Source organism: Flexivirga aerilata (assembly GCF_013002715.1).
Classification (GTDB): Bacteria; Actinomycetota; Actinomycetes; order Actinomycetales; family Dermatophilaceae; genus Flexivirga; species Flexivirga aerilata.
The window spans coordinates 545,823-565,719 of sequence record NZ_JABENB010000003.1; the positions used below are offsets into that span (position 1 = coordinate 545,823).

At 70.3% G+C, this 19,897-nt stretch carries 16 protein-coding genes; 3 read left to right on the top strand and 13 right to left on the bottom strand.

From position 1 onward, the window contains the following. Nucleotides 1–49: 49 nt before the first annotated feature. The 4 genes from HJ588_RS18155 to HJ588_RS18170 form a co-directional block, all read right to left on the bottom strand. Nucleotides 50–2,092: an acyltransferase family protein gene (locus tag HJ588_RS18155; RefSeq protein ID WP_171158277.1), complete on the bottom strand. Its 2,043-nt coding sequence runs from the start codon at nt 2,090–2,092 to the stop codon at nt 50–52. After that, nucleotides 2,089–4,164, bottom strand: coding sequence for an acyltransferase family protein (locus tag HJ588_RS18160; protein ID WP_171158279.1), 2,076 nt, complete (start codon nt 4,162–4,164; stop codon nt 2,089–2,091). Before HJ588_RS18160 ends, HJ588_RS18155 begins: the two co-directional genes overlap by 4 nt. Continuing rightward, nucleotides 4,107–6,062 carry an acyltransferase family protein gene (locus HJ588_RS18165; RefSeq protein WP_171158281.1) on the bottom strand — a complete coding sequence of 652 codons (1,956 nt, stop codon included), beginning with the start codon at nt 6,060–6,062 and terminating at the stop codon, nt 4,107–4,109. Before HJ588_RS18165 ends, HJ588_RS18160 begins: the two co-directional genes overlap by 58 nt. 124 nt (nt 6,063–6,186) lie before the next feature. Further along, nucleotides 6,187–7,161, bottom strand: a complete 975-nt coding sequence (locus HJ588_RS18170; protein WP_171158283.1) for a nucleotidyltransferase family protein — start codon at nt 7,159–7,161, stop codon at nt 6,187–6,189. Between the two features lie 81 nt (nt 7,162–7,242). Between HJ588_RS18170 and HJ588_RS18175 the strand changes: the two genes are divergently transcribed. Together HJ588_RS18175 and HJ588_RS18180 are read left to right on the top strand one after the other, a co-directional pair. Next, the gene (locus HJ588_RS18175; protein ID WP_171158285.1) at nt 7,243–8,922 is read left to right on the top strand and encodes a hypothetical protein; all 1,680 of its coding nucleotides are present in this window, start codon (nt 7,243–7,245) and stop codon (nt 8,920–8,922) included. Nucleotides 8,923–9,059: 137 nt separating this feature from the next. Then, nucleotides 9,060–9,644: a hypothetical protein gene (locus HJ588_RS18180; RefSeq protein WP_171158287.1), complete on the top strand. Its 585-nt coding sequence runs from the start codon at nt 9,060–9,062 to the stop codon at nt 9,642–9,644. Nucleotides 9,645–9,718: 74 nt separating this feature from the next. Here HJ588_RS18180 and polA read toward each other — a convergent pair whose 3' ends face one another. Next, complete coding sequence (polA, locus tag HJ588_RS18185; RefSeq protein WP_343036792.1) at nt 9,719–12,400, bottom strand: DNA polymerase I; 2,682 nt, start codon at nt 12,398–12,400, stop codon at nt 9,719–9,721. A gap of 19 nt (nt 12,401–12,419) precedes the next feature. Here polA and HJ588_RS18190 point away from each other — a divergent pair, with 19 nt between their 5' ends. Beyond that, the gene (locus HJ588_RS18190; RefSeq protein WP_171158291.1) at nt 12,420–12,875 is read left to right on the top strand and encodes a PaaI family thioesterase; all 456 of its coding nucleotides are present in this window, start codon (nt 12,420–12,422) and stop codon (nt 12,873–12,875) included. 47 nt (nt 12,876–12,922) lie between these two features. Here the strand turns inward: HJ588_RS18190 and HJ588_RS18195 are convergent, their stop codons facing one another. The 8 genes from HJ588_RS18195 to HJ588_RS18230 all read right to left on the bottom strand — a co-directional run bounded on the left by HJ588_RS18195 (nt 12,923) and on the right by HJ588_RS18230 (nt 19,805). Further along, complete coding sequence (locus HJ588_RS18195; RefSeq protein WP_171158293.1) at nt 12,923–14,089, bottom strand: DUF6596 domain-containing protein; 1,167 nt, start codon at nt 14,087–14,089, stop codon at nt 12,923–12,925. Then, nucleotides 14,086–14,493, bottom strand: coding sequence for a YciI family protein (locus tag HJ588_RS18200; RefSeq protein ID WP_171158295.1), 408 nt, complete (start codon nt 14,491–14,493; stop codon nt 14,086–14,088). Before HJ588_RS18200 ends, HJ588_RS18195 begins: the two co-directional genes overlap by 4 nt. Nucleotides 14,494–14,514: 21 nt before the next feature. After that, nucleotides 14,515–15,012, bottom strand: a complete 498-nt coding sequence (locus HJ588_RS18205) for a pyridoxamine 5'-phosphate oxidase family protein (RefSeq protein WP_171158297.1) — start codon at nt 15,010–15,012, stop codon at nt 14,515–14,517. A gap of 110 nt (nt 15,013–15,122) precedes the next feature. Then, nucleotides 15,123–15,710, bottom strand: coding sequence for a GNAT family N-acetyltransferase (locus HJ588_RS18210; protein WP_171158299.1), 588 nt, complete (start codon nt 15,708–15,710; stop codon nt 15,123–15,125). Nucleotides 15,711–15,926: 216 nt separating this feature from the next. Next, nucleotides 15,927–16,637, bottom strand: a complete 711-nt coding sequence (locus tag HJ588_RS18215) for an ABC transporter ATP-binding protein (protein ID WP_171158301.1) — start codon at nt 16,635–16,637, stop codon at nt 15,927–15,929. Continuing rightward, complete coding sequence (locus tag HJ588_RS18220; protein ID WP_343036810.1) at nt 16,624–17,478, bottom strand: ABC transporter ATP-binding protein; 855 nt, start codon at nt 17,476–17,478, stop codon at nt 16,624–16,626. The genes HJ588_RS18215 and HJ588_RS18220 overlap by 14 nt, the downstream gene beginning before the upstream one ends. Before the next feature lie 44 nt (nt 17,479–17,522). Next, complete coding sequence (locus HJ588_RS18225) at nt 17,523–18,722, bottom strand: branched-chain amino acid ABC transporter permease (RefSeq protein WP_212756133.1); 1,200 nt, start codon at nt 18,720–18,722, stop codon at nt 17,523–17,525. A gap of 102 nt (nt 18,723–18,824) precedes the next feature. Further along, on the bottom strand, nt 18,825–19,805 hold the full coding sequence (locus tag HJ588_RS18230) for a branched-chain amino acid ABC transporter permease (RefSeq protein WP_171158305.1): 981 nt from the start codon (nt 19,803–19,805) through the stop codon (nt 18,825–18,827). Nucleotides 19,806–19,897: the final 92 nt, after the last annotated feature.

A 19,897-nucleotide genomic window follows, 5' to 3' on the forward strand; every position in this document is an offset into this window, starting at 1 on the left:
ACAGAGTAACGCTGATCACACCAAAAGTTACCGACGGGTCAGGAGCGTCTCATTGCGACACCGACCGGCTGGGCAGGGCGGGGCCGTAGAGGCGTTGCAATTGCGGCGTGAAGTGCCGCCACCAGGTGGCGGTGCCGGCCTTGTCGAAGTGCACCCCGTCGGGCCGCAGCACCTGCCCGTCGATGGTCGCCCGGTAGCGGCCGCCTGGGCAGAGCCAGGCCCGCTGCTCCAGCACGGCGGTCTTGGGGTGGGTGCGCGCGACCTCGGCGATGACGTCGTTGACGGCCTGTTGCCGCCGGGGGTCGTTCTGTTCGGTGGCACTCAGCGCGTCCAGCCGCTGGTTGACGCCGGGCAGCGCCGCCGCGCCGGTCGCACCGCGCCGGTCGTAGCAGGGCACGTCGGCAAGGGCCACGGGGAACTGGCCGTTGCCGCCCGCGACGTCCACCGCCCGGCCGTATGCCGCGACCATCGCGCTGCGCCACTGCGGCGTGCCGACGGTCAGCAGCCTGCCGTCCACCCACCGGTCGAAGAGTTCGGCCGAGCCCGACATCACGATCGCGAGGCGTGGCCGGGTCTCGCGCACGAGCGCCGACCAGCGTGGCGCCCAGCCCGTGCACTGCGGGGCCACCCCGGTGCGTTCGCCGGCGACCTGCAGGTCCTGGGGCACCGCGACACCGCACCCGAGCTGGGTGCTGGAGCCGACGCTCAGCTGCGGGAAGTCCCGCTGCGGGAAGTACTTCCAGAGGGTGAACGCGACGGAGTCGCCGAAGACGTCGACCCGGTCCTGCCCCGGACGCATCGGCCCGGTCACCGTGCTGATGCTGCCGGGCAGGGCGGTGCCGAAGATCGGGTCACGCGCGCCCGCGGTCGACACGAAGGACGCGGTCAGGCCGACCGCCAGCGCCGTACCCGCCGCGATGACGCCGCCGTGCGGGAGGAGCCGGCGCAGCGCACGCCGGCGTATCGGTCGCTCGACCGCCCAGTCGAAGGCGAACGCGACCACAAACACCACGACCATCCGCAACGCCACCAGCGGCACTCCGGTGAGGCCGGTGCGTTCGGGGTCGAGGATCAGGAAGAGCGGCCAGTGCCAGATGTAGAGGCCGTAGACCCGCTTGCCGATCTCGACGATCGGCCGCCAGGACAGCGCCCGGGCGATGCGGCCGTCCGGGGAGACGGCCAGCTGCCAGCCGAGGCTGATCGCGGCGAGGCCGGTGACGAAGAAACCGCCGTAGAAGACCCACTGGCTGCGGTCGTCGACGAAGAACGGCGCGAGGAAGAACCAGCCGAGCCCCGCGGTCGCCGCGGCCGCCGCCAGCGTGGTGACCTTGATCGGCAGACCGGCCAGCACGATCGAGCGGCGGGCGCGCCCGCTGCGTCGTTGCCGGTCGGCGGCGATCTTGAGGCCGACCGCGAGCGCGCAGCCGAGCAGCAGCGCTTGCGCCCGGGTGAACGAGTTGTAGTAGACGTTCGAGGGGTCGGTGTAGGGCTGGTAGAGCACGGCCATGAGCACGGCCGACCCGGCGGCCAGCGCCACCAGCACCGTCGGCAGGAAGCGCAGCCGTCCGCCGCGCAGGGTGAGCCAGCCGAGGAGGAACAGCGGCCAGACGACGTAGAACTGCTCCTCGATCGACAGCGACCAGGTGTGCAGCAGCGGCGACACGGTCGAGCCGGTCTGGAAGTAGGACTGGTCCTCGTGCAGGAAGCGCCAGTTGGACCAGAACGTCAGCGCCGAGACCATGTCCCACCGGAACCGGCCGAGCGTGGTCGGGTCGGCGAGCCACTTGGCGTATGCCGCGGCGAGCAGCACCACGCCCACCATCGCCGGCAGCAGCCGGCGGGCCCGCCCGGACCAGAACTCCAGCAGCGGCACCGTCCCCCACCGGTCGTACTGCCGCAGCAGCAGCGAGGTGATCAGGTAACCGCTCAGCGCGAAGAACATGTCGATCGCGAGGAACGACCCGGCGAGGGCGCTCCAGCCGGCGTGGTAGAGCAGGACGATCAGCACGCCGATGCCGCGGATGCCGTCGACGGCCGGCTGGTAGTGCATGGCGTTACGGGCGGTGCTGCCCCCGGTGGCCTGGGCGCTCACGAGCCGCCCTTGCCGATGTGCAGCACCGAGGTCAGCAGCCACGCCCACACGCTCGGGGTGATCTGCTCGGAGAAGTGGATGCCGTCGCCGTAGACCGGCATGCCGGGCAGCGTGCGTGGGCGGCCGCCGGCGCAGACGGCCGACCGGACGTCGGCGACCGGGACGTTGCGGCGCCCGGCCCAGGAGGCGAGGTAGGCGTCGATGCGGTCGGCACTCTTCAGCTCCGCGAGCACTTTCGGGTCCTTCTCGCGCAGCGCGGTGAGCAACTCGTTGGCGGCCGGGATCGAGGAGTCGTCACGGCACGACTGGTTGGCGATCACCACGCGCATGCCGGCCCGCTCCCCCGCCGAGCGCACCCGGTCCAGCGCCGCCCCGATCGCGGCCTCGAACGCCGGGTCGCCCCACCACCGTCGCGCGCCGTCGATCGTGTGCCGGAAGCCGATCAGCACGCTCGGAAAGATCACCAGCACGTCGGCGTCGGAGGCCCGCAACCGCTGCTCGAGCTTCTTCTTCCCGTCGCGGCAGTCGGCCGGGTTGGGACTGGACCCATCGTTGATCGGGTTGATGTAGGGCTGGTCGAGCAGATCGCATCCGGGCACCGCCACCGACCTGGCGGAGACTCCCGCGAACTGCTTCTTGGGGAAGTTCTGCGTCAACAGGTAGGGCACCGAATCGCCATACAGTGCAACGGTGTAGGGCTTCTCGGGTTTGCTGTATGCCGGCTGCCCGCTCACGAGCGGCACGACGCGCACCGGTGCGTCCGGCGGCGGCGGGGCAGCGGCGGACGCCTTGGCCCCGACACTCACCCCGACCGCGCCGAGCGCGAGCGCGACGACGCAGGCGACCGCGACCGAGCGCGCGGTGAGCAGCTTGCCGGCGATCGCACGCAGGCCCTCCCGCCGGACCGGCAGCTCGAGTCGCTGGTAGGACAGCACCGCGATGCCGATGGTGAGCGCGAAGCCGAGCACGACCCGCACCACCGCGCCCTGGTCGGGCATGGCCTGCGCCAGCCAGAGCCCGATCGGCCAGTGCCAGAGGTAGCACCCGTAGGAGATCCGGCCGAGCGCGGCGAGCGGCGGCACCGCGAGCACCCGCTGCAGCGCCCCGATGCGGTCGTCGGCGACGGCCCAGACCCAGGCGACCATCGCGATCGAGAGGGCGAACATCCCGCCGCGGGTCATCAGCTCGGTCTGCGGATCGGCGACGACGAAGCCGATGACGCTGATCGCGAGCGCCGCCCAGCCGACGTATTGCACCGTCTGTGCACCCGGGCGCGGCAGCGGCGCGCGGTCGCCGGCGGCCCGCGGCGCCAGCCAGGCGCCGAGCGCGGCTCCGAGCAGCAGCGACTGGGCGCGGGTGTCGGTGCCGTAGTAGGTGTGCGAGCGGGCCACGTCGGTGCCGACACCGACATACGCCATCCAGACCGCCGACACCACGGCGAGCCCGAGGAAGACCGCCACGAGAGCGCGGCGGTTCTTCAGCCAGGCGGTGAGCCCCAGCACGAGCAGCGGCACGACGACGTAGAACTGCTCCTCGACCGAGAGCGACCAGGTGTGTTGCAGCAACGACGGCTCGGTGAACTGCACGAAGTACTGGTTGCTCTGCGCGATGAGCCGCCAGTTCATGAAGTAGCCCATGGTCGCGAGCACGTCCCAGCGCAGCGGGGCCCGCTGGGCGTCGGAGGCGAAGAGGAATCCCCAGACCAGCACGGTGAGCAGCAGGGCCCCGAGCGCCGGGAAGAGCCGGCGCGCGCGGCGGGCGTAGAACGCGCCGAAGCGCAGCTTGCCGGTGGTGACCCGCTCGGCGACGAGCAGCCGGACGATGAGGAAACCGGACAGCACGAAGAAGACGTTGAGCGTCAGCCAGGCGCCGTGGAGCGCGCTGACGCCGAAGTGGTAGGTGAGCAGGAAGATCACCAGCACCCCGCGGATCCCGTCGAGGGCCGGCAGGTGCGGCGCGGGCGCCGGCACGGGCGGCCCAGTCGGCACGGTCGGTGCCGGCGGATCGGTGGCGGTCACGGCGTGCCCGCGGGCGTGCCGGGCACCCAGCGCGCGATCTGCGGCATCAGCCACTTCCAGAAGGCCGCCGCGCCCGCCTGGGTGTAGTGCACACCGTCGTCCCGCAGCTGGACACCGTTCACCTTCTCGGTGAAGGTGCCGGTGGGACAGACCAATTGGTTCGTGTCGGCGAGGTGCACCTGGTCCGGGTGCTTGGCCGCGAACTTCGCGAGGATGTCGTTGACGGCCGCGGCCCGGCGCGGGTCGTTGCGGTCGGTCGCCATGTTGACGCCGTTGACGACGTACTTCGGCTGGCCGAGGCACGGCACCTGGGGTATGACGATCGGCAGCTTCTGGCCGCCCGCGGCCTTCTGCATCGTCTGCAGCCCCTCCTCGAGGCGGCCGAGCAGGTAGTCGGTGTAGGCCGGGGTGCCGACGGCGAGGTTCTTGTCGCCGACGTAGTGGTCGAACACCTCCCACGGGCCGAGGGTCCAGACGACGACCTTCGGCTTGGTGGCGCCGACCCCGTCGGACCAGTGCATGAAGATGTTGTCGCAGCCCTTCTCCTCCGGCTGCCGCTTGCCGCTCACGATGACGTTCTGCTCGGCGGTGCCGCAGCCGAAGTCGACGTTGGCCGTGGGTTTGACGTCCGGGAAGGTCTGCCGCGGGAAGTTGTAGCCCAGGCTGAAGCCGACCGAGTCGCCCACGATCAGCAGCGGATACTTGCCGTCACCGGCGCCGGTGACCACCGTGTTGGAGCCCGCCTGTGCCGCCGGCGCCAGCCGCAGGCCGTTCACCGAGAGGGCGATCACCATGGCGGTCGCGGCGACCGCGGCCAGCGGCACCACCGTGCTGATCCGTCTGCCGAGCCGGCGCAGCGCGCCCTTGCGGATCGGGTTCTCCACCAGGTAGTAGGACCCGGCGGCGAGCAGGAAGGTGGCCGCGAACCGGGCGATCTGCAGCGGCACGCCGGAGATGTGCAAGTGCTCAGGGGTCATCACCACGAACAGCGGGAAGTGCCAGAGGTAGAGCCCGTAGGACAGCATCCCGATCCAGGCGAGCGGCCGCCACGAGATGGTCCGCGCGACCGAACTGCCCGGCAGCAACTCCACCGAGAGGATCAGCAGCGCGAACATCGCGTCGAAGAGCAGGTAGCCGCCGTAGAACACCCAGCCGCTCGCCGGGATGAAGAAGAACCAGAAGAGGGTGAGAGCCGCGATCGTCCAGCCGAGCACCATGATCTCGGTGCGCCGCCTGGCGGTGAAGGCGGCGAGGCGTTGCCGCGGCACCATCGACAGCGCGACCGCGAGCACCGCGCCCACCAGGATGTCCTGCATGCGGGTGTCGGTGCCGTAGTAGACCCGCGACGGGTCGCCGCCCGGCACATACACCAGCGCCATCACCAGCGCGGAGAGGGCCGCCAGACCCACCATCACGCCGAGGATCTTGGCCTTGCCCCGCGGCCCGAACGCCTTGAACAGCACGATCATCAGGATCGGGAAGATCAGGTAGTACTGCTCCTCGATGCCGAGCGTCCAGGCGTGTTTGAACGGCGACTCGACCGCAGTGCCGAACTGCTCGAAGTAGGACTGGCCGGTGAAGATCATCCGCCAGTTGGCCACGTAGAACAGGGCCGCGAGACCGTCGCCCTTGATCGTCGCCGGCGTCTGGTCGCCGAAGATGCGCGGCACCGCGAGGGACACCACGACCAGCATCAGCAGCAGCGCCGGCAGCAGGCGCTTGGCCCGCCGCGCGTAGAAGCCGACCAGGTCGATCGAGCCCCACCGGTCGAGTTCCTTCAGCAGCAGGCCGGTGATCAGGTAGCCAGACACCACGAAGAAGACATTGACCGACCAATAGCCGCCCGTGACCCAGTCGTAGGGCACGTGGAACAGCATGATCGTCAGCACCGAGACGGCACGCAGGCCGTCGAGCGCCGGGCGGTAACCGCCGCCGGTGGGTCGTGGGCTCATGGGGAGGTCGGCACGTCCGTCGCGTGATCGGGGGAACTTAACGTCGCGTCAGCATAAACGAGTGAGAGCGCCGTCACACGCCAGGCGTACCGGCCAGTAGGACGACCGGTAACAAATCGCCCGCTCAGCGCCGCCCGGCGAGCAGCGACGCGGTGACCACCGTGTCCCGCAGCTGGGTGCCGTCCGGCACGACCACGTCGTGCGGCACGACGCACCGCTCCAGCCGCGCGCCGGCACCGATGCGCGCGCCCGGCAGGACCACGGTCGCGTGCAGCGCGGCATCCTGCGCGACCTCGGCGCCCTCGTGCACGCTGCTGCCACCGTCGACCCGGGCCGACGCCGCGACCTGCGCGGTCGCCGCGACATACCGCTCGGGGTCGCCGGCGGGTGCGGCGGGCAGCCGGCCGCTCACCGCGTCACCGCTCGCGTCGCGGTAGGCGAAGGGATCGCCGACGTCGCGGAAGTAGCCGTCGTCGACGTGACCGAGCACCGGCACGCTGTCCTCGACCAGGCGCGGGAAGACGTCGCGTTCGAGCGACGCCGGGCCGGCCGGCAGCCCCCGCAGCAGGTCCGCGTCGATCACGTAGGTCCCGGCATTGACCGTGCCCGGCCCGCTGCCGGTCTTCTCGGCGAAGTCCAGCACCCGGCCGTCCGGGGCCAGCCGCACCGAACCGTATGCCGCGACGTCCGGCACCGCCCGCACGTGCAGCGTGAGCGGGTAACCCTCCGCGGCGGCGAGCTGCCGGCGCAGGTCGTGGCTGGAGAGCAGGTCGCCGTTGAGCACCACGACGCGGCCGGCGCCCGGCACCAGCCGGGCCGCGGCGGCGGCCGCTCCGCCGGTGCCGAGCGGCTCGTCCTCGGCGAGATAGGACAGCGAGAGCCCGTGGTCGCCGCCGTCGCCGAGCACCCCCGGGAAGTCGGCCGCGCGATATCCGGTCGCGACGACCACCCGCCGCACACCGGCCGCCGCGAGGCGGCGCAACTGGTAGCCGACGAGCGGCTCACGACCGAGCGGCAGCAGCGGTTTGGCCGCGTGGTCGGTCAGCGGGCGCATCCGGGAGCCGACGCCACCGGCCAGCACCACCGCCGACACATCCATGAGATGCATTATGCGCACCGCCGGTACCAACGGGTAACGTGCGCGGAACATGTGGGGCCGCCGATCGCGAGAGGAGTGAGTATGCCGGTGTCCGTCGCGCGGCGGCTTCGGCTCATCGCTCACTCCCCCGCCACCTACCTGGTGCTGATCGCGCTGGTGCCGCTGCTGTTGGCCTACCTGCGCACGGCCGCGCACGGCTGGTCGCCCGAGGGTGACGACGCCGTGATCGCCGACCGGATCCGGATGGTCTTCAGCACCAACCCACCGGTGATGGGCCAGAACTCCACCTCCGGGCTGCAGGCCGGCAAGGTCGACAGCCACCACCCCGGCCCGCTGGAGTTCTACCTGGCGGCGCCGGTCGCGCTGCTCTTCGGCTTCCACAACCTCGGCATCCTCACCGCCGTCGTCGTGCTGAACGGCCTCGCCATCGCCGGCACCGTGCTCATCGCCTGGCGCCTGCGCGGGCCGCGCACCGCGATCCCGATCGTCGCCGCCGTCGTGGTGCTGCAGTGGGTGCTGGGGCCGGAGGTGCTGGTCCGGCCGCTCAACACCTATGTCGCGGCGCTGCCGGCGCTGCTGGTGCTGGTCAGCGCGTGGGCCGTCCTCGACGGTTACCTCGCGATGCTCTGGGTGTATGTCGTGAGCGCCTCCTACGTGGCGCAGGCGAACCTGGCGTTCACGCCGTTCGTCGTCGGGCTCAGCGTGGTGCTCGCACTGGTCGGTCTGGTCCGGGTGCTGCGCCGCCACGACGGCCCGGGCCGGTCGCCCGACGCACGCCGCAGATCGCTGCGTGCGTGGGCCATCGCCGGCGGGGTGCTGCTGCTGGTGTGGTTGCCGTCGCTGCTCGAACTCGTGCTCTACTCCCCCAACAATCTCGCGCAGCTGTGGCGCTACCGCAGCGAGTCGCAGGCGGACGGCACACCGTGGTCGCGGGCCTTCGCCTACCCGCTGGGGCAGCTCGGCAGCCTCGGTTTCGGCCGGTTCACCGCGGGCAACGGCGCCACCCGCGGCGGACTCGCCGCGTCCTGCGGTGCGGTGCTGCTGGTCCTGACCGCGCTCGGGGCATTCGGCGGGCGGAAGCTGCCGCACACCGCGGGCAGCACCGCGTGCGGGGTCGCGCTCGCCGCGGTCGCCGCCGAAACCTGGGGGCTGACCTACATGGCCGGTATCCCGGTCGCCTACTGGACGATGCCGGTCTTCGCCATCGGGGTGTTCCTGATCGCGGCGCTCGCCATACGCGGGTGGGAGCTGGCGCCGGAGCACGTGCACCGCTTCCACCTCGGTCGCACCGGCTGGGCGTCGGTCGCCGCCGGCGGCGTGCTCGTCGCGGTGTTCGCCTCCGTCGGCGCCACCCCGCCCAACTGGACGGCGATGGACCGCGCCCGCACCGCGACCGACCGGCTGATCCCCTACCTCACCGAGCACGTCGCGCCCGGCTCGCGGGTCAAGGTCGGCGGCGATGGCTTGACCGCGCTGACGATGAACTCGGCGGTCGGCTTCCAGCTGGACCGGCGCGGCTACCACGCCTACTACCTGCTGGCCCGCAAGACGGCCGAGGACACCGACGACTACCACGTCGACCGGGCCGACCGGCTGCCGCCGGACGCCTACGCCCGGGTGAGCCTGGTCGAGCGCACATCGGGCGGCGGCTGGAGCTCGCCGCAGCCTCCGGGCAGCCAGGCCGTCGACCTGGTGCCGGCCGATGCCGGCGGTCCCGCGGTGCGCGCGTTCGTGACCGTGCCCGACCAGCTGCGGCCCTGATCCGCCCTTGTCCCGGCGCTGATCCAGCCCTGATCGGGCACCGATCCGGCGCGGATCCGGCCCCTTCGCGACACCGCCGCACAGCTCGCGGCCGTAAGTTACCCCGGCGAAGCTCACTCGTGAGTAACATGCCGACCATGGCCGAGGAGTTCGAGACCCGCACCGTCCTGTCGTTGCGCACCGGCACCAAGATCTGCGTGCTCATCGCACTCGGTCTGCTGGTGGGCGCCGTCTACTTCTACTTCGTCCCCATCACGGGGGTGCGCACCAACACCGGCTCGGTCTTCGGGTGCGGTTCGGCGTCCAGCCCCGCCACCGGCGGCTTCGCCGAGGGTGCGTGCGGCAAGGTCGCCGACGTCTACAAGTACCGCGCGATCGCCTGCATCGTGCTCGCCCTGCTGACCGCGGTCGTCGGTGGTCTGCTCTTCGGCGCCGACCGGCGCCAGGAGACGCGCGCGGTCCGCACGGATGTCGACCGGCGCCACGACGACGACGAGTCCGGCCGGGACCGGCACCGCGCCGACGACCGGGCGGACCTGGCGGACCGGGAGGAGCGACCGCGCCACGGGCGGGACGAGTCGCCGGCCGCCGAGACGGTCACCGGCACCCAGACGACGAGAGTCACCGAGACCACCACGGCGACCGACAGCGCCGCCACAACCGACGCCGAGTCGGCCACAACCCGCGCCCAGCGGCGCGACTCGGACGGCAAGCGCTACTGAGCAGGTCCGCGCTACCGAGCAGGCGGGCGCTGCTGAGCAGGTAAGCCGCTACCACTGAGCCGCCAGGCGGCCGCTCAGTGCGCGGCCGCGTGCCAGGAGTTGCCGACGCCGACGCTGACGTCGAGCGGCACGTCGAGTGCGACGGCCGCGCCCATCTCGCGACGCACCAGCTCCTCCAGCTGCTCCCGCTCGCCGGGCGCGACCTCGAGCACGAGCTCGTCGTGCACCTGCAGCAGCATCCGGGACTCGAGCCGCTCGGTGCGCAGGGCGTCGTCGACCCGCAGCATCGCGAGCTTGATCACGTCGGCGGCGCTGCCCTGGATGGGCGCGTTCAGCGCCATACGCTCGGCCATCTGGCGACGCTGCCGGTTGTCGGACGTCAGGTCGGGCAGGTAGCGGCGGCGGCCGAGCATGGTCTCGGTGTAGCCGGTGCGCCGCGCCTCGTCGACGACCTCGCGCAGGTAGTCGCGCACCCCGCCGAAGCGGGCGAAGTATTCCTCCATCAGTGTGCTGGCCTCGCCGGTGCTGATCGCCAGCTGGCGGGACAGGCCGTATGCCGAGAGCCCGTAGGCCAGGCCGTAGGACATCGCCTTGACCTTGGCCCGCATCTCGGCGGTGACGTCCTCGGGCGCGACGGCGAACACCCGGGATCCGACGAAGCGGTGCAGGTCCTCGCCGGTGCGGAACGCCTCGATCAGGCCGGCATCACCGGACAGGTGGGCCATGATCCGCATCTCGATCTGGCTGTAGTCGGCCGACATCAGCGCCTCGTAGCCGGAGCCGACGACGAACGCCTCGCGGATGCGGCGGCCGGCCTCGGTGCGGATCGGGATGTTCTGCAGGTTGGGGTCGGTCGAGGACAGGCGTCCGGTCGCGGCGATCGTCTGCTGGTAGGTGGTGTGGATGCGCGCGTCGTCGGCGATCGACTTGATCAGCCCCTCGACGGTCACCCGCAACCGGGACGAATCCCGGTGTCGTAGAAGGGCTTCCAGGAAGGGGTGCTCGGTCTTGGCGTAGAGCTCGGTGAGCGCGTCGGCGTCGGTGGTGTAGCCGGTCTTGGTCTTCTTGGTCTTCGGCATCTGCAGGGTCTCGAAGAGCACCACCTGCAGCTGTTTCGGCGAGCCGAGGTTGATCCGCTCCCCGTCGATCGCCTCGTAGGCGTCCTCGGCGGCCTTGTCGAGGGAGTCGGCGTAGTCGCGCTCGAGACCGTCGAGCACGTCCGGGTCGGCGTAGATGCCGAAGCGCTCCATCTGGGCGAGCACGTCGATCAGCGGGAGTTCGATGTCGGCGAGCAGCGTGGTGCCCTCGGTGCGTTGCAGCTCCTCGTCGAGCGCGGCGGCCAGGTCGAGCACCGCCCGGGCCTGCACCATCGCCTCCTGCGCCGCGGAGTCGTGGCCGTCGAGGTCGAGCATGCCCTGCGCCGGGTCGTCCTGCTCGGGCCGCAACTCCCGGCGCAGGTGGCGCATCACCAGGTCGGACAGGTCGTAGGCGCGCTGATCGGGCCGCACGAGGTAGGCGGCGAGCGCGGTGTCGCTGACCAGCCCGGCGAGCGGGAGGCCCGCCGCGTGCAGCGCCTGCATCGGCCCCTTGGCGTCGTGCAGCACCTTGCTGCGGGTGGGGTCGGCGAGCCACTCGCGGACGGCCTGCTCGCCCTCGCTCGGCAGCGTCTCCAGGTCGATGTATGCCGCCCGGCCGTCCTCCTCGCCGCCCACGGCGATCGCAAGGGCGTGCACGTCGCCGGTGCCGCGCGCCCACTGCCCGAGCACGTGCACCCCGGCGCGCTCCTCGGTCGACAGCTGCGACTCGACCCACTCGGCGACGTCGTCCGGCGCGAGCACCTGACCGTCGACCTCGATGCTGCCCTCGGCCTCCTCGCCGGCGGCGTCGAGGGTGGCGAACAGCCGCTCACGCAGCACCCGGAACTCCAGGCCGTCGAAGACCTGGTGCACCTGGTCGCGGTCCCACACCTGCCGCTGCAGGTCCTCGACCGTCACCGGCAACTCGACGTCGCGCACGAGTTGGTTGAGCCGCCGGTTGCGCAGCACCCCGTCCAGGTGCTCGCGCAGCGCGTCGCCGACCTTGCCCTTGATCTCCCCGACGTGGTCGACGATGCCGGGCAGGTCGCCGTAGAGGTTGATCCACTTGGCGGCGGTCTTGGCGCCGACGCCCGGCACGCCCGGCAGGTTGTCGGACTTCTCGCCGACGAGTGCGGCGAGGTCGGGATAGCTGGCCGGCGGCACCAGGTAGCGCTCCTCGACCTTGGCCGGCGTCATGCGCCACAGGTCGGAGACGCCCTTGGCCGGGTAGAGCACGGTCACCTTGTCGGTGACCAGCTGCATCGCGTCGCGGTCGCCGCTCACCACCAGCACCTCGTCGAAGCCCTGCTCCTCCGCCTGGGTGGACAGGGTGGCGATGAGGTCGTCGGCCTCCCAGCCGGCGAGTTCGACGTAGCGGATCTTCAGCGCGTCGAGGATCTCGTGCACCAGCGAGACCTGCCCCTTGAACTCGTCGGGGGTCTGGGCGCGGCCGGCCTTGTACTCGGCGTACTCCTCCGCCCGGAAGGTCTGCCGGGAGACGTCGAAGCACACCGCGACGTGCGTCGGGTCCTCGTCGCGCAGCACGTTGATCAGCATCGAGGTGAAGCCGTAGACCGCGTTGGTGGGCTGACCGGTGGTGGTCGAGAAGTTCTCGACCGGGAGGGCGTAGAAGGCGCGGTAAGCCAGGGAATGACCGTCGAGCAGCAGCAGGCGTTTCACGCGTGCCACCCTATGGGCCATGACCGACAACGCAGCCACATCCCCCACCCCCGCCGGCGGCACCGACCTGGTGACGTTCTTCAACGAGATGAATGCCGGCACGCTCGGCGAGAAGATGGGCATCCACTTCGTCGAAGCGACCCCGGAGCGGATCGTGGCGACCATGCCGGTCGAGGGCAACAATCAGCCCTACGGACTGCTGCACGGCGGCGCGAGTGTGGTGCTCGCCGAGACCCTCGGCTCGGTGGGCGCGGCGCTGCACGCCGGCGAGGGCCGCATCGCGGTCGGGCTCGACATCAACGCCACCCATCACCGCGGCGCCCGCTCCGGCCTGGTCACCGGCACCGCCACCGCGCTCTCGCTCGGGCGCACGCTCGCGTCGTACGACGTCGTGATCACCGACGAGGACGGCAACCGCCTCTGCACCTCCCGCATCACCTGTCTGCTGCGCGACACCGCACCCAAGGCCCAGTAATCCCGCGCGTGGGCGCCCGCATCCCGTGAGCGACCGTGACCCTGGCGTCACTCCTGCTGACGGTTTGCGCGCCCGGCCGACTCCTGCCGCAGCCGCGCGGCCTGCCGGATCAGATGATCGCGCTCCGGCACGCTCGTCGCGAGGTCGGCTGCCTCGGCGTACCACCGTGCGGCCGAGGCCAGGTCGCCGGCGGCCTCGACCAGGTGCGCCCGCGCCGCCGTATGACGAGGCAGCCTCGCGTCGAGCCGGTCGAGCTCGGCCAGCCCGACGAGCGGCCCCTCGGCCTCTCCCAGGGCGACGGCCCGGTTGAGCCGCACCACAGGGGAATCGGCGATGGCGAGCAACTCGTCGTACCACTCCACGATCTGCACCCAGTCCGTCTCGGCAGCACTCGCCGCGTCCGCGTGCAGCGCTGCGATAGCCGCCTGCGCCTGATACTGGCCCAACCGGTCCCGCGCGAGGGCAGCCTGCAGCACCCCGACGCCCTCGGCGATCAGTGCGGTGTCCCAGCGCGCCCGGTCCTGCTCGGCCAGCGGCACCAGCCTGCCGGAGGCGTCCGTGCGCGACGCGCGGCGCGAGTGGTGCAGCAGCATCAGCGCGAGCAGCCCGGCCACCTCCGGGTCGTCCGACAGCGACGCCAGTTGCCGGGTCAGCCGGATCGCCTCGACCGCGAGCTCGACGTCGCCGCCGTACCCCTCGTTGAACACCAGGTAGAGCACCCGCAGCACGGTCTCGAGCGACCCCGGTCGGTCGAGCGGCACATCCGCGACCGTGCGCTTCGCCCGGCTGATCCGTTGCGCCATCGTCGCCTCCGGCACCAGGTGCGCCCGAGCGATCTGGCGGGTCGTCAGACCACCGACGGCGCGCAGCGTCAGCGCGACCGCCGACCCGGGCGACAGCGACGGATGAGCGCAGAGGAAGTAGAGCCACAACGAGTCGTCCATGCCGTATGCCGGGCCGGTCACGGCCGCAGAGTCGACCGCGAATTCTCTTGCTGTGCGCGATGATTCGGCCCGCCGCGCGTCGAGGAACTTGCGCCACGCGACGGTGACGAGCCAGCCCATCGGGTCGCGCGGCGGGTCGCCCGGCCAGGACTCGAGCGCCTTGAGCAGCGCCTCCTGCACGGCATCCTCGGCCGACGCGAAGGCCGCTCCGCGCCGGACGAGCACCCCGATGACCGCGGGCACCAGGTCCCGCAGCTGCGTCTCGTTCACTCGGTCAGATCAGCCGAGTCGTCGAGGAACGGCCGCAGCTCCAGCCACTCCCGGATCGGCTTGCCACCGGCGCCGGGGGCGTCCGACAACTCACCGGCCAGTTCGACCGCGCGGTCGTAGCTCTCGACGTCGATGATCATCCACCCGGCGATCAGGTCCTTGGTCTCGGCGAACGGCCCGTCGACCACGGGCGGCTCCCCCTCGCCACCGGCCCGCACCCAGGTGCCCTGCGGCGACAGCGCCTGGCCACTGACGAACTCCCCGGTCTGCTCCAGCCGCTCGGCGAAGTCGTCCATGTACTTCAGGTGCGCGGCGAGTTCGTCCGGTGTCCACTGGTCCATCGGCACGTCGTTCGGTGCGGCCGGCGCGCCGCGATAGTGCTTGAGCATCAGATATTTGGCCATGGTCGGGTTTCCCTTCCTGCCTCAGGCATCTTGCCGCGCGGCGCGTGCCCGGACCAGTTCCTCGACGGCGCTGGGCAAGGTGTGCTCGAAGTCGATCAGCTTCGCCCAGGTCGGGGTCACGACGATCCGCACCATCGCCGGGTAGAGCGAGCGCACCTCGGCCTCCCACTCCACCCGCTGTTCGTCGCTCATCCGGTAACTGCCGTTGATCTGCAGATACTCCTCGGGGATGCCGTCCACGAGGTCGAGTTCGACGGTGCCCCGAATCAGCAGGATCTTCGGCGGGTGGACCTCGGTGTCGATCGTCAGCGCCACCTGCGGGTTGCGCCGCAGCGAGGGCAGCTTGGGCGCGTTGGTGCTGGTGCACAGCACCAACGTCGAGCCGTTCCAGGCGAACGCGATCGGGATGCACCGCGGAGTGCCGTCGACCGCGACATACGCCAGGCGCGCAATGTCGCGGGCCAGTAGTTCCGCGCTGCCCGGACGGTTCAGGACCTCGGTGACGTCTTGTTGGTCCATCGTCTTGCTCCTGTTCCAGAGGTGTCGGGCCGCCGTGGTGGGCGGCTCGTACCCCTGGGACGGAGCAGCCCGGAGGTTCTCGACATCCTCCGCGAAACTTTTCCGGCCGGTTACTCCGCCGACGAGGAGGCCATCGCTACCCGGGTGCGGGAGCGGGCGCGCAGCGACCGCCTGCGGCGTACTGCCTCCGACACCGACGGACCCTGGTGGCTGCCCGCCAGCCGGCGACGCAGCGCGGCGGCGGTCGTGGTGCGCTCGGTGACCACCGACGCGAAACCGAGCCGGGCGAAGAAGCGGTTGGCGTCACGGCTGGTCGCCGGCACGCAGGAGACGATGTCGGACGCGCCCAGGTGCTCGGCGTATGACGCCACCATCGCCAGCAGCGCCTTGGCGACCCCGCGCTGGCGCCGCCCCGGCTTGACCCAGAGTAGGTCGATCCAGACCGCGATGTCGTCGTTGAGCGCACTGACCGGGCCGTGCATGACGACGGTGAAGCCGACCGGCTCCTCGTCGATGGTCGCGAGGTAGATGCGCACGTCCTCGCGCTGACACGAGACCCGCAGGCGACCCTCGCGGATGGCGCGTTCGGCATGGTCGGCCGACAAACCCTGGGCGGCACGAGACTCCACCCACAAAGCGGCGAACCGCTCCTCGTCGCCCGGGCTGACCCGCGCGACCTGTACGGCCGATCTGGCCATTGACGTCCCTCCGTGGGAGACCCGGGTGAGTAACTGAGTAATTGGAACCCAGCAGTCGAAACCCGGTAGTCGAAAACCCAGTAATTGAAACTACGACTGCAAAGACTGCAAAGACTGCAGACCGCAGCGTACGCCTCTCACCCGGGTGCCCGACATAGGCCCTGCACAGTCAGGCGTCAAAACCGACTGGCCAGTAGCCCCAGCACGCCGACCCGGTCAGCCGCCGAGGTATGCCGCCTTCACCGAGTCGTCGGCGGCGAGCTCGGCGCCGCTGCCCTCACGGGTGATCCGGCCGGTCTCCAGGATGTAAGCCCGGTTGGCGAGCTTGAGCGCCTGGTTGGCGTTCTGCTCCACCAGCAGCACCGTGGTGCCCTGCTGGTTGACCTCCTTGATGATCCGGAAGATCTGCCGGATGAACTGCGGCGCGAGCCCCATCGACGGCTCGTCCAGCAGCAGCAGCTTCGGGTGCGCCATCAACGCCCGGCCGATCGCGAGCATCTGCTGCTCGCCGCCGGACATCGTGCCGCCGCTCTGCTTCTGCCGCTCCTTCAGGCGCGGGAACAGGTCGAAGACCCGGTCGAAGTCCGCCGACATGCTCGACTTGTCCTTGCGCGCGTAGGCGCCCATGTCGAGGTTCTCCAGCACGGTCATCGAGGGGAAGATGCCCCGGCCCTCCGGGGTCAGCGAGATCCCGCGCACCACCCGCAGATGCGCCTTGGTGCGCGAGATGTCGTCGCCGTCGAAGGTGATCGACCCGCCCGACAGTCCGAGCAGGCCGGCGACGGCCCGCATCGTGGTGGTCTTGCCGGCGCCGTTGGCGCCGATCAGCGAGACGATCTCGCCCTCCTCCACGTGGATCGACATGTCGTGGATGGCCTGGATGCGCCCGTAGTGGACGCTCACGTCGTCCAACTCAAGCAACGCCATCGTCGTCCTCGTCTTCCTCAACGCCAAGGTATGCCGCGATCACGGCCGGATCCTGCTGAATCTGCTGCGGTGCGCCTTCGGCGATCTTGCGCCCGAACTCGAGCACCACGATGCGGTCGGTCACGCCCATCACGAGCTTCATGTCGTGCTCGATGAGCAGCACCGTGTATCCGTCGTCGCGGATCTGCCGGATGAGCTGCATCAGCTCCTGCTTCTCCGCCGGGTTGAAGCCGGCCGCCGGCTCGTCCAGGCAGAGCAGCTTCGGCTCGGTCGCGAGCGCCCGCGCGATCTCCAGGCGCCGCTGGTAGCCGTAGGGCAGGCTGCGCGACGGGGAGGTCGCCTGGTCGGCGATGCCGACGAACTCCAGCAGCGCCATACCCCGGTCGATCGACTCCCGCTCCTCGCGAACATGCCTGGGAGTGCGGAAGATTGCGCCCGGGACGCTCGTGCGGTGCCGGGCGTCCAGCCCGACCACGACGTTCTCCAGGGCGGTCATCTCACCGAACAGCCGGATGTTCTGGAAGGTGCGCGCGATGCCCGCACGGGTGATCGCGTGCCGCTTCTTGCCGAGCAGCGACACCCCTTCCATCGTGACGTTGCCGGAGGACGGCTTGTAGACGCCGGTCATCGCGTTGAAGCACGTCGTCTTGCCGGCACCGTTCGGTCCGATCAGGCCGAGGATCTCGCCGCGCTTGATGTCGAACGTCACATGGTCCAGTGCGGTGAGGCCGCCGAATTGCACTGTCAACTCGTCCAATTGGACCAGCGGCTCGCCCTCGCTGACCGCGATCTCGCGGTCGGGCGCGACGATGTCGGCAATCTCCTCCTGGCTGATCGGCACCCCGTCCGGGCCGGTCACGGCCTCCTGCGGGCCGGACGACTCGCTCACTTGTCCTCCTCCTTGCGCAGGCTGATCGAGGTCGCGCCGGTCGCCGCCTCGGTCGCGGTGCCGGACGGGGCGCTGCCCACCCAACTCCGCAATCTGCCGATGGCCGCCAGCAGATGGTTCCGCGCGCCGAGCAGCCCCTGCGGACGGAAGATCATCAGGATCACCAGGATGATGCCGAAGATCAGGTACTTCTGATCGGCGAGGGACAGGAAGCGGTTGGGGATGTAGGACACGATCGCACCGCCGAGCACCGCACCGAACTTGTTTCCGGTGCCGCCGAGCACGACGGCGGCCAGGAAGAGCATCGACGTCGGCACGTCGAACTTCTGGTTGTTCACGTAGCCGATGCCGCCGGCGAAGATCGCGCCGGAGAGGCCACCGATCGCCGCACCCATCGCGAACGCCCAGAGCTTGAATTTGAACGTCGGCACGCCCATGGTCTCGGCGGCGTCCTCGTCCTCCCGGATCGCGATCCAGGCCCGCCCCACCCGGGAGCGTTCCAGGTTTCCGAGCAGCAGCATGATCACAATGATGATGGCGACGGTGAGCCAGTACCACGGGGTGAGGTTCTCCGGGGAGAACCACGGGTCGCTCTTGCTGCCGCCGGGCGGGTGGCCGATGTTCTGAAAGCCCGAATTTCCTTTGAGGGCAGGGATGATCGTGGCCAGGATGCGGATGATCTCACCGAATCCGAGGGTGACGATCGCCAGATAGTCGCCGCGTAGTCGCAACGTCGGTATGCCGAGCATGATCCCGAAGAAGACGGTGACGACCATCGCCAGCGGCAGCGTCCACAGGTAGGGGATGTGCACCAGCGAGGAGTCCGGACTCGTCCAGAGTGCCGCCACGTAACAGCCGACCGCGAAGAAGCCGACATAGCCGAGGTCGAGCAGACCGGCCTGTCCGACGACGACGTTGAGACCGAGCGCGGCGAGCGCGAAGCGGGCCATGTCGAAGCACGCGGTCGGGAAGTCGTACCCCGGCTCGGTGGTGATCAGCGGCGGGTTGATCATCGGCAGCAGGAACACCAGCAGCGCGACCACCGAGAGCACCAGCCACTGCTGCCAGCGCTCGAGGTTGTTCCACCAGGTGCCGAGCCCGGCGAACCTGCCCTTGCGGGTGCTCATCGCGAGCTGCTGGTCCTGCTTGTCCTGCGCCTGCGCGGCGCCGCCCATCGGCGCGTTTCCCATGCTCATGCCGCGCCTCTTCCCTCGCCTGCGGGCCTCACTGCGTTCGTGTCCTCGGCTCGGTCGCCGCTCAAGCTCATGCCGCGCCTCTTTCCTCGGTGCTGCTCATCATCACGCACGCACCTTCGCCAGATTGGAGCCCAGGATGCCTTCCGGCCGCACCATCAGCACCAGGACGAGCACCACGAAGCAGACGACGTCGGTCCAGTCGGACCGGCCGAGCAGCACCTGGCCGTAGTTGCCGATCACGCCGAGCAGCAGGCCGCCGAGGAGCGCCCCGCGGATGTTGCCGATGCCGCCGAGCACCGCCGCCGTGAAGGCCTTGATGCCGAGGATGAAGCCGCCGTTGTAGACCGCGCCCGACGGGATCTTCATGATGTAGAACAGCGCGCCGGCGCCGGCCAGCACACCACCAATGACGAACGTCGTCATGATGATGCGCTCCTTGTTCACGCCCATCAGCGTCGCGGTGTCGGGGTCCTGGGCAACGGCGCGGATGCCGCGCCCGAGGCGGGTGCGCCGGATGAACTGGTCGACCGCGACCATCATCACCACGGCGGCGGTGACGATGATGACCTGGTCGCTGGTGATGATGGCGCCGAAGATGTCGAAGACCGGCTTGGCCTGGAACATGATCACCGCCTCCTCCTTGTTGGCGCCGCGCCACCAGAAGATCGCGTACTGGATCACGAAGGACATGCCGATCGCGGTGATCAGGAAGACCAGCCGCGGGGCACCGCGGTCACGCAGCGGCTTGTACGCCACGCGCTCGATGATGAGCGCGACGATCGCGGCCGCGGCCATCGCCGCCAGACACGCGAGGACGAGGTCGCCGATGATCGCCACCGTGGACAGGTTCGGCGGCGACGCCCCGAAACCCAGCCAGGAGAGGGTGAACACGACCGCGTAGGCGCCGGTGATGAACACTTCGGAGTGCGCGAAGTTGATCAGGTTGAGCACGCCGTACACGAGCGTGTAGCCGAGGGCGACCAGCGCGTAGATCGCGCCGAAGGTGAGCCCGTCGAAGGTCGCGCTCCAGAACTGGTCGTGCAATGCGGTGAAGTCGAAGCTGACCCAGGTGTCAGCAGGCATGGCGGCAAGCAAGGGTGAGACCCTTCATCTTTTGACGAATAGTATTCAGTGAGAACCGAACCCGGCCGAGCACGGGCATCCGTGCCCGGCCG

Coding starts and splice junctions, on each gene's coding strand:
- HJ588_RS18175 (WP_171158285.1), top strand. CDS start 7,243: ATGCCGGTGTCCGTCGCGCGGCGGCTTCGGCTCATCGCTCACTCCCCC.
- HJ588_RS18165 (WP_171158281.1), bottom strand. CDS start 6,062: ATGAGCCCACGACCCACCGGCGGCGGTTACCGCCCGGCGCTCGACGGC.
- HJ588_RS18210 (WP_171158299.1), bottom strand. CDS start 15,710: ATGGCCAGATCGGCCGTACAGGTCGCGCGGGTCAGCCCGGGCGACGAG.
- HJ588_RS18190 (WP_171158291.1), top strand. CDS start 12,420: ATGACCGACAACGCAGCCACATCCCCCACCCCCGCCGGCGGCACCGAC.
- HJ588_RS18230 (WP_171158305.1), bottom strand. CDS start 19,805: ATGCCTGCTGACACCTGGGTCAGCTTCGACTTCACCGCATTGCACGAC.
- HJ588_RS18205 (WP_171158297.1), bottom strand. CDS start 15,012: ATGGACCAACAAGACGTCACCGAGGTCCTGAACCGTCCGGGCAGCGCG.
- HJ588_RS18215 (WP_171158301.1), bottom strand. CDS start 16,637: ATGGCGTTGCTTGAGTTGGACGACGTGAGCGTCCACTACGGGCGCATC.
- HJ588_RS18180 (WP_171158287.1), top strand. CDS start 9,060: ATGGCCGAGGAGTTCGAGACCCGCACCGTCCTGTCGTTGCGCACCGGC.
- HJ588_RS18200 (WP_171158295.1), bottom strand. CDS start 14,493: ATGGCCAAATATCTGATGCTCAAGCACTATCGCGGCGCGCCGGCCGCA.
- HJ588_RS18170 (WP_171158283.1), bottom strand. CDS start 7,161: ATGGATGTGTCGGCGGTGGTGCTGGCCGGTGGCGTCGGCTCCCGGATG.
- HJ588_RS18225 (WP_212756133.1), bottom strand. CDS start 18,722: ATGAGCATGGGAAACGCGCCGATGGGCGGCGCCGCGCAGGCGCAGGAC.